The sequence below is a fragment of the Candidatus Zixiibacteriota bacterium genome (genome assembly GCA_022865345.1).
Classification (GTDB): domain Bacteria; phylum Zixibacteria; class MSB-5A5; order MSB-5A5; family RBG-16-43-9; genus RBG-16-43-9.
In genome coordinates, this window is the sequence record JALHSU010000203.1 from 1 (window position 1) to 9,468 (window position 9,468).

The 9,468-nt window shown below is 42.7% G+C and carries 7 protein-coding genes; 6 read left to right on the forward strand and 1 reads right to left on the reverse strand.

The genetic code is table 11. The features are described from left to right. Window positions 1–45: 45 nt before the first annotated feature. Window positions 46–2,796, reverse strand: coding sequence for a DEAD/DEAH box helicase (locus tag MUP17_10155; GenBank protein ID MCJ7459343.1), 2,751 nt, complete (start codon window positions 2,794–2,796; stop codon window positions 46–48). A 444-nt stretch (window positions 2,797–3,240) separates the two neighbouring features. Here MUP17_10155 and larA point away from each other — a divergent pair, with 444 nt between their 5' ends. The 6 genes from larA to MUP17_10185 all read left to right on the forward strand — a co-directional run. Continuing rightward, window positions 3,241–4,545, forward strand: coding sequence for a nickel-dependent lactate racemase (larA, locus tag MUP17_10160; GenBank protein ID MCJ7459344.1), 1,305 nt, complete (start codon window positions 3,241–3,243; stop codon window positions 4,543–4,545). A 149-nt stretch (window positions 4,546–4,694) separates the two neighbouring features. Then, complete coding sequence (locus MUP17_10165) at window positions 4,695–5,789, forward strand: Ldh family oxidoreductase (GenBank protein ID MCJ7459345.1); 1,095 nt, start codon at window positions 4,695–4,697, stop codon at window positions 5,787–5,789. Between the two features lie 263 nt (window positions 5,790–6,052). Continuing rightward, a complete protein-coding gene (locus tag MUP17_10170; GenBank protein ID MCJ7459346.1) occupies window positions 6,053–6,244 on the forward strand; it encodes a hypothetical protein in 192 nt (63 codons plus the stop codon). A 4-nt stretch (window positions 6,245–6,248) separates the two neighbouring features. After that, entirely contained in the window at window positions 6,249–7,133 is an 885-nt protein-coding gene (locus tag MUP17_10175; protein ID MCJ7459347.1) for a hypothetical protein, read from the forward strand. 581 nt (window positions 7,134–7,714) lie between these two features. Further along, entirely contained in the window at window positions 7,715–8,137 is a 423-nt protein-coding gene (locus MUP17_10180) for a hypothetical protein (protein ID MCJ7459348.1), read from the forward strand. Between the two features lie 212 nt (window positions 8,138–8,349). Further along, window positions 8,350–9,468: NAD(P)/FAD-dependent oxidoreductase (locus MUP17_10185; protein ID MCJ7459349.1), on the forward strand; the 1,119-nt coding region annotated here is incomplete at its 3' end.

Sequence of the window (9,468 nt, forward strand, 5' to 3'; positions counted from 1 at the left end):
CCCGACCTACATCTTTAGTTGCATCAACAAGTTGATGCACCCCAATTACTCCATCTCTTCAAGAAGTTTTTTAATCTCATAATCCTCGAAGTTATCCAACACATTTTTATTTAAATGAACTTTCTCTTTTATTAGGTTCAACCGGTAACAGCCGATGCGGTTATTCTCTATGAGCTTTCTATCTGAGAGCGAAAGCTCTTTTTTTAGACGATAAATATATTTCCCCTGGTTTTCCCCTTCTTCTAAATCTAATTTATGGATCCATCCTCCTTCTTTCTTGAAAGTCGCCCAAATTAATTTGAAGAGATATTTAAAGCTTTTATGGCTGAGGAAGATTTTCCTATTGTCTATGAAAACTGTATATCTTCCTTTGATCAAGGTGCCGTCCAAAAAGAGGACGTTTTTATTAGACTCTCTTTTGGTGGAGACCGCAGGGGCACGTTGCAACGTGCCCCTGCCCTTATTACCGATTCCCAGCAGTTTAATTTCATCTTTCAACCTGCAAGCCAGATTTTCAGGTATTAGCTTTTTCAATTCCACTAAGTCTATCTCTTTGACCTGCTCTTTAGAGTTAATCCCCTTTTGAAATAATTTCCAGAGACAATCCCTTCCCAGACCTGGTATTCTCAATTTAGCTAATTCAATCATATCCTGATTTATTCCAAACTGGACCTGCACTGACAGGCTTTTCATGAATTTAACTGTACTATTCTCAGAGTTGATCACTTTGGCAATAGCGGAAGCCGAATCCAGAAGCCAGGCAAGCTCCTGAGCCGCCTGAGAGATAAAGCCGCTTCTTACTCCATATTCACTTTCCAGATCAAGTATTGGAATATGGGTAATCCAGTCGCAGAAAAGAAGAGATAGTTTAAGTCTGGAAAGCTGGTTTAATGAAGATTGAGCTGAATCTTTCAGCATTTCCTTTAGCTCTTCATCCAGCGAGACTATCCGGTCTGACCTGCGTTTGAGTTTATTCTGATAAACTCTGTTATCTATTTCATAAAAAGAAAGATGGGCAAAAATCCTTTCCCCGTCTTCGGTCTTCAGCAGCTCATAGAACCAGTTGACCGCCTCAAGAGTAGTTCCGTTTGCCAGCTTCCTTTTAATTTGCATACCGGTCTCGCATTTGATTCCCTGCAGAGCGATTGCTTTTCCCAAAGTAGTAACGGAGAGTCTATCTTTTTCGTCTGAAGTCAGTATTTGCTCTTCAAGTAACTCAGAAATTTTTTCTTTCGTAGCGGTCCCGCCAAAAGGCGGGATTAGACCTCCATCTACTGAGACGGCAACAGGAACAGTGGAAGGCTGAAGCCTTCCGCTACCATTGAAATCGAATTTTCGAGATGTAGCGGAAGTCTTTAGACCTCCATCTGGTGAAATCTCTGTGCCTGACATCGCTGAGTAGCTTGAGAGTAAGATTCTCTCCAATCCTGAATAATCCTTAGCCAGCCCGGAAGATACCAGGTCCAGGATGATATCTTCCAGACCCATTTTATTTAGGACCGGAACTAATTTCTCCTCTTTCCCTTCGATATATTTATCCCAGAGCGAATCAAAATGGAACTGGTTATTTGCAAGCAAAATCGACCTTCCGAAATCTTTTTCCATGCCGAATCTTCCAGCCCTGCCGGACATATTCTCATACTCGTTCCAGTTTAATGGAACCAGAACCCCCTTATCAGTAAAATCACCGCTCTCGTACTTTAAAGTCTCGATGAATGCAGTTCTGGCTGGAAGATTAACCCCCATCGACAAAGTGCTGGTGGCAAATATCAGTTTAGTCTCATTTTCAAGAAAGGAATGCTCGACCACGTTTCTTTCTTCATAAGATAAGTCTGCATTGTGAAAAGCTACACCCTTCTGGAGACAAAGCTCCAGTTTTTCCTTTAAGCCTGTTTCCTCCAAATCCGTCAACTTTTCCAGTGCAGAGGACGAAGCCTCTCCGTTAAATTTTTCAGCAAAACCCAAAGCCATATTTACAGTCTCATTCTTGCTTTTCAGAAAAACCAGAACCTGCTCACCCTGGTTTAGCATTTTTTGTATGTTCGGCAAAAGAATTTCGTCGATATTCTCACTCTCTATATCGATGAATTCCTCCTCCCCTTCTTCCTGAGAATTATGTTTCCGGTAGATGAATTTACCTTTATATAAAATCCCCTGCAAAAGCTCGACTGGTCTTTTGTGCTCCAAAAGCAATTTACATTTTAACCAGGAAGCTAATCCTTCCACTTCTCCTAAGACCGCAGAGAGTCCGATTATCTGGGGCTTATAGCCGGAATTAAGAACTTTGAGTAAAGCCAGCTCTAAAACCTGACCACGGGAACTATCCCCTATCATCTGCAGCTCATCTATAATCAGGAGGTCTATGTTTTTCAGAAGATCCAGATTCTTAAGCAGAAGCTGGTTGAATTTTTCGTAGATCAAAATCCCTAAATCGAAATTCCCTTTTTCTAAGTCCAAATCATATTCTCTTCTATCACGGGTAGAGATGGCTATTTTTATTCCCAGACTTGAATATTTCTCCTGAAAATCAGCAAACTTCTCTTCAGCTATGGCTTTCAGTGGGACCAGATAAATCACTTTTCTCTGCTTGAAAATAGAGCTTACTGCTGCCATCTCTCCGCAGAAGGTTTTGCCCGAAGAAGTGGGTGCCGAGATTATCAGGCTCTCACTCTCTAAGAGACCAAACCGGGTAACAGCTAAAGACTGCAAAGGCAGAAGCTTATCCCCCTGGTTTTCCTCCCAGGTCTGGATTATCCTCTCTGGAATCCCATGTTTTAAAAGCTTTTTTATTTCCATTTACCCCTCCGAGAAAAACAGTCTAAAGTCTGAAGGCTATAGGCTAAAGGCTTAAAACCCTGCCTCTTCTCTGCCATAGGTACTTTAACCAGATTGAGCAATCATTTCTTAGACCCTTCAACCCTTAAACTCTTTATCTTTTTTTATTAGTCATTCGTCATTCATCATACGTTATTCAATATAGTGCTCATTTGTGCAGTTGTCAAGGAAAAAATGAAGTTTTTTTTACACGCACGGAGATCACCTGACTCTTCCTGAACGAATTAAGGTCGTGAACTTGTTCTATACGGTCGTGTATCAGCCTAAAAATATTCGCGATACTGTTAAGGTACTTTTCATCCCTCTTGTTAAAAATTTCACAAAAAAGTTCTTGCATACCAAAAACGGTTATACTATATTTTTTCTCTGATTTGCGTAGAAATTATGTAAACTTAAAGGAACCTTATGAAAATCAACCTAAAATATGGCGACTCTTATAAGGAACTCTCTCTGCCGGACAAAAACCTCTTGAAAGTTCTGGAATTGGAAAAAGTCCCTGGGCTTTCAGACGTCAATCAGGCTACAATTCAGGCACTGCAGAATCCAATCAAGAGCAAAAGACTAAAAGAGTTAGCTAAGGGTAAGAAAACCGCAGTTATAGTGGTCAGCGATTTCACCCGGGGTGTCCCTTACAAGCGTCCAACTCATAACCTACTCCTCCCTATCGTTGACGAGCTTAACTCTGGCGGGATAAAGAGCGAGAATATCACCTTCTTGGTCGGAACAGGAGCGCACAGACCTCATACTGACAAGGAAAACCGGGATAATTTCGGGGATGAGATCGTTGATAACTTTAAGTTAATTAGCCACGAGTGTGATAAAGATTTAATCTCCTTTGGAAAGCTCTCCACCGGGAATGAGCTTTTAGTCAATAAGCTGATCAAAGATTCAGACTTAGTGGTCATGACCGGGCTTATTACCACTCATTATTTTGGAGGATATTCTGGCGGCAGAAAAGGTATTCTGCCTGGAGTAGCTGGCAGAGAGTCCATCCGGGCAAACCACGCTATGGTATGCAGACCAGGCGTAGCCATTGCCTCTCTAAAAGATAACCCGATCAATTTAGAAATGGAAGAAGCCGCCGCAAAAGCTGGAGTGGACTTCCTGGTAAACGTAGTCATAAACGATAAGAAGGAAATAGTAAATATCGTTGCCGGTGATTTGACAGATGCCTTTTATGCAGGTGTGGACGCCTGTAATAAACTTTACAAGGTGAAAATCAACCGCTTAGCTGATGCAGTTATCGCCAGTGCTGGAGGATACCCCAAGGATGTTAATTTATATCAGACGATGAAGACGATGAACAATGCCAGGCAGGTAGTTAAAGAAAGTGGAACCATAGTGATGCTGACCGAATCACGCGAAGGGTTAGGCTCTGATACTTTTGATAAATGGCTATCCATAGCTTCATCCCTGGACGAGCTACTCAGTACCAAGGAAAAAGATATAGTGGTAGGCGGGCATACCGCAGTGATCAACTCGAAAATCCTTAAAAGAAATGACGTATATGTCATCTCCTCGATGAAAAAAGATTTCTTAGAGCAGAGATTTTTCAAGTACGCAGAAAGTCTTGAAGATGCCTTAGACAAGATAAAATCCAAGCACGGAGACGATTTTAAAACATACATTATGCCCCAGGGCGGATTGATCTATCCCTGCCTGGAACATACGTGCAAGTCAGGAGTCCAGGATTCCGGACTCATCTATTAAAGAGCCTGAAACTGCGAGGTTGGAAGCCCTGTTTGCTGTAATTGTAGGGACAGAACATTGTTCTGTCCTTTACAGGAAGTAAGTCAAGAGACCGAGGTTTTTGATTCATCTACTTTCGAAAATAATAAACTTTTAAAAAAGGAGTTGCGATGGCAGAAGTAACCGTAAATGACGAAAAGCTGAGTGAATTCTGTACTCAGGTATTTGTCAACCTTGGAGTGCCGCAAGCAGATGCAGAAGTAACCTCAGACAACCTGGTGCAGGCAGATTTGAGAGCAATCCCCTCTCACGGGGTTGCAAGATTGATGAGGTATGTCAACGGGATCAAAAATGGTAAGATTCTTCCCGGGGTCGAGCCAAAGATATTGAAAGAAACCCCGTGCACTGCGGCAATAAGCGGAGAAAACGGTCTGGGCCAGCCTGCCGGACTTTTCGGGATGAAACTGGCTATCAAAAAAGCCAAAGATGCCGGAGTCGGCTTTGTTACGGTTTGCAACTCCAACCATTACGGAATTGCCGGGTATTACTCGATGATGGCATTAAAGGAAAACCTGTGCGGGATTTCTATGACCAATTCAGCTCCTCTTGGCGTTCCCACTTTCAGCCGGGATATGATCATCGGCACAAATCCGATCAGCGTGGTCTTCCCTGCTGGCAAGGAAAGGCCCTGGGTTTTGGATATGGCTACCACTGTCGTTCCCAGAGGAAAATTAGAGGTGTATGAGCGCCTGGGAAAACCCTTGCCCTTAGGCTGGGCAGTGGATGAAAAAGGTATCCCCACAGCTGACACCAAAAAGGTTTTAGATAATATGACCAAAGCCGCAGGCGGCGGAGTCCTCCCCTTGGGCGGCGCAGGCGAGGAGTTCAGCGGGCATAAAGGATACGGGATGTCAGTATTAGTTGATATCTTCTCCGGGATTCTCTCCGGCGCAGCCTACGGACCTTATGTAGATACCAAAAGAGACCCTTCCCAGAAATTCTCCAATGTAGGCCATTTCTTCGGCGCGATAAATATCGACAACTTCATCCCTGTGGACAGATTCAAAACCACCTTGGACCGGATGATCACCGAGCTGAAAAGCTCCAATAAGGCTGAAGGCGAGAACAGAGTCTTCATCCACGGGGAAAAAGAGTTTGAGAAATCGGAGTATTACAAGAAAAATGGTCTGCCTTTAGAGGAGAAGGTCTATACTCAACTGGAGAAGTTATCTTCGGAGATGAACATAAAGTTTGATATAAAATAAGCCGTTGAAACGTGACCGTATTTTTAGGGCACGGTTCTGCCGTGCCCTTTTTTTATTCCCTCTCCCCTGACCTGACCGAAAAATTTTACTTGCATATTTAAATAAGGCAAGCTATTTTACTTTCAGATATAATTTAATTTTCATTTTATGAGGTTTCTTTGAACTGTATAAAAGATTGTAATTTTATTAGTGGGGATAGATTTATATTAGACGTCTTTAAATGAACTGTTATGGTAACCCAAAAAAACAAAGGAGGATTAGCCGTGGCACAATCAAATGATGACCTTAAAAGAATTGCTCAGTTACTACAGAATTTGCTTGCGATTGAACTCTGGAGGGGCGGGCTCTCACAAGCAGAGATTACAAAGCGACTTGGTGTGGCAACTGGTACTGTTAACAAGATGCTGAAAGGAGTAAGTCAAAAGATTTCAACAATCGTTCATCACGAAGATTAATATTATGCTTACAAAAGTTGCTGATATCCGTGCGAACTTAAATGAGAATATTCTGTACGCTGTCACCATAATCGGGAAATCTGAGGATCGGCGCAAAGTATTCGAAGCAATCTATCGTGGGAAAAAGCAAGTTAAAACTGTCGATGATATCGTCGAGATGACTGGATTAACAAGAATTAGAGTATTGCAAGAGGCGGGTAAACTTAATCAGATTGTAGAAAAAACAAAAAAAGATAATCAAACCGCATATAGAAAAGACGAGACCTATACACATCATAAGAATAAAATATTGTCTATTCTTGATGATCCCAAGAAAGCAAAGAAATACCCGACGAAACAGTCTCCACGTGTTACGACTACCACGTACAAGATTATCGTACCGGGAAAGAAACCGAAAATTAAACCAGTCACAGTTGATGATATTGATTCTTTTGATAGGGTAAGAAGGGTTACTAAAATCGATAGTTCGCTTCGGCTTGATAAAATGGCGGAGATTAAACTAAAAACTGGTTTACAAAAAATCATCGGAGAGACACATACCCCCAAAGATTGGGGTGGAGAGAAAAACGATCTATATACAAGTAAAATTAAGTATAAAGGAAAACGCAGAGCGGCAGCATTTGCATTGAAGGGTAAAGGCACAAAAGGAACACTCACCCCAAAGAAAATGGGGAAAAACGGAGACCAAATAGCCCGTTTAGTTGGTAGTGCAGCTGAAATCTTTTTTGTTGTGTATCATGGAAAAATTGATGAAAGCATTACCTTTCAATTACAAGCATTTGTGCTAGCAAAATCCATGAGCGGTGCTACTATCTATTACGGTATAATAGATGGAGATGATTTAAATAGACTATATCAAGCATACAAAACATCTTTTTCCAAAGGTTAGCGAGAGAATTGGAATTCCCGCATTTTGTAAACACTATGATGTATCTGCAGTTATGGACTTAACCGGTTAAAATATACGGATAAGTAATAGTGCGAAATTCACAATGTTTATTAAATTGTTTCGGAAGTCTAATATACGTTCAGGTGCTTATGATCTCTATCTAAAAAGGTGCCGCTTATGCAATGGACTCCGCTCATAATTGGTCTCACTGTCGCTTACTTTCTTGTCGCTTCGATAACCACATTCGACATCCGGTTGAATCAAGCCAAACGTCAGGGGATTTTGCCGATTGATGAGCCTACACTACCTGGATGGGTGAGTGTTCTTTATTGGCTCCAGTGGGCAATCTTTCTCATGCTATTATACCTAAACTGGAAATATGCTCTTGTGTTATTTGTTATAAAATTTGTGCTAAAGGTATTACCAGTATTAGAAATAGTAGGAAATATTTTGATGTCGCCTTTTAAACCCCGATAAGCTGTATGAGATAAAAAGAAAAGTAAGATTGGAGATCATAGCACACAACATAATTACCAGTTCGCTGGCAACTGCCCTGTGAAAACGAAAGGATATAAAAAGCAATGGACAGAGGATTAAAGTACTGGCTTCGCTGGATAGCAGTACTCCCCGGCGCATTCATTGCTGGTATGCTCGCAACCTTTCCTCTGCACTGGATACTCTACTCCACACTAAGTAACTTCTTAGAGCCATACCCCGAACTGCCTGAACGCCTTCTGATACCATTTATCATAGCTGGTGTCTTCATTTGGGCTGGCTCTCGAATTGCGCCTCAGTACAAAATTGAGACATCCGTCGTCCTTTTTGGATTGTGGACATTCTTAATCGGTGGTTTCGTTTTCCTTACGCTATCAGGTGTTGCCTTGATGGGCAACCAGTTATACTTTCGGGGTGGAGGAGTTGCTACCTTGATGGCTGTCGCTGGTGCACTTACTGCACTTTGCTTCGTGCGAAAAGAGCAAAAAAAGCAAAGTGAAAAACAATAAAATTATAATGTGCACGTTCCTGAAACACGCAGAGATAGTAGGTCAGAAGCTTTGTAGGGACAGAACACTGTTCTGTCCCTACACAACTCTCCTCATATCAGGTGCACAAGGCACAGGTATAAGTTAATGCAAGAGAATTTGTGATCAAACAGCATCCCCTATTGACTGAGAAAACAGATGTTATCATCCTTGGAGCTGGAGCGTCAGGGCTGATGTGCTCAATTGAAGCTGGCAAGCGTCACCGTAAGGTGCTGGTTATCGATCATGCAAAAAAGCCGGGACGGAAAATTTTGATGTCCGGTGGCGGGCGTTGCAATTTTACCAATTACCATATAAATGCCGACAGCTATATTTCCCATAATCCGCATTTCTGCAAATCGGCACTCAGCCGCTACACTCAATGGGATTTTTTGACATTGGTGCAGAAGCATCATATCGCCTTTAGCGAGAAAACCCAGGGACAACTCTTCTGCGATGGCAGCTCCCGTGACATTCTGAACATGCTGTTATCTGAGTGCGAACAGGCCGGTATCTCCTTTCAGCTAAATACGAAAATCGAAAAGATCGAACAGCTGGGTGAGCATCATTTCAAAGTATACAGCAGCCGGGGCAATTATATCTGCCAGTCGTTAGTCGTTGCTACGGGTGGATTATCCATACCCGCGATAGGCGCAAGCCCTTTGGGGTATGAGATTGCCCAGCAGTTTCACATCAAGGTGTGGCCGCGACGTGCCGGCTTAGTTCCCTTCACCCTTCAGCCCAAGGATAAAGAAAAACTATCAACCTTATCTGGCATTGCTGTTGATGGCGTGGTCAGTAACAAACGGCAAAGTTTTTGTGAAAACATCTTATTTACGCACCGGGGTTTGAGCGGCTCGGCCATCTTGCAAATGTCATCCTATTGGCAACCCGGCGAGGATCTCAGGATAAATCTGTTGCCGGAGATCGACCTGGCCGATGTATTGAAAAAACAGCAACAACAACACCCGCAGAGGAAGTTGAAATCAGTCTTGGCGGAATATTTACCTAAACGTCTTGTGGCGATAATGGTAATGAGTGATCTTGCAGAAAACCCGTTACGGACGATCTCTCACCAGCAATTTAAGGAGATCTCAGCCCAGCTCCAGCAATGGACCATCAAACCAAACGGCACCGAGGGATACCGAACCGCGGAGGTCACTCTGGGGGGAGTAGATTGTAATGCGATTTCATCCAAGACCATGGAAGCTCGTCCGGTGGCGGGGCTATTTTTTACCGGCGAAGTACTGGATGTGAGCGGCTGGCTGGGTGGTTATAATCTCCAATGGGCCTGGTCATCGGGCTGGTGTGCC

What these genes read in the sequence shown, in the direction of transcription:
- MUP17_10180 (MCJ7459348.1), top strand. Translation starts at nt 7,715, where the DNA reads ATGGACAGAGGATTAAAGTACTGGCTTCGCTGGATAGCAGTACTCCCC.
- MUP17_10175 (MCJ7459347.1), top strand. Translation starts at nt 6,249, where the DNA reads ATGCTTACAAAAGTTGCTGATATCCGTGCGAACTTAAATGAGAATATT.
- MUP17_10165 (MCJ7459345.1), top strand. Translation starts at nt 4,695, where the DNA reads ATGGCAGAAGTAACCGTAAATGACGAAAAGCTGAGTGAATTCTGTACT.
- larA (MCJ7459344.1), top strand. Translation starts at nt 3,241, where the DNA reads ATGAAAATCAACCTAAAATATGGCGACTCTTATAAGGAACTCTCTCTG.
- MUP17_10155 (MCJ7459343.1), bottom strand. Translation starts at nt 2,796, where the DNA reads ATGGAAATAAAAAAGCTTTTAAAACATGGGATTCCAGAGAGGATAATC.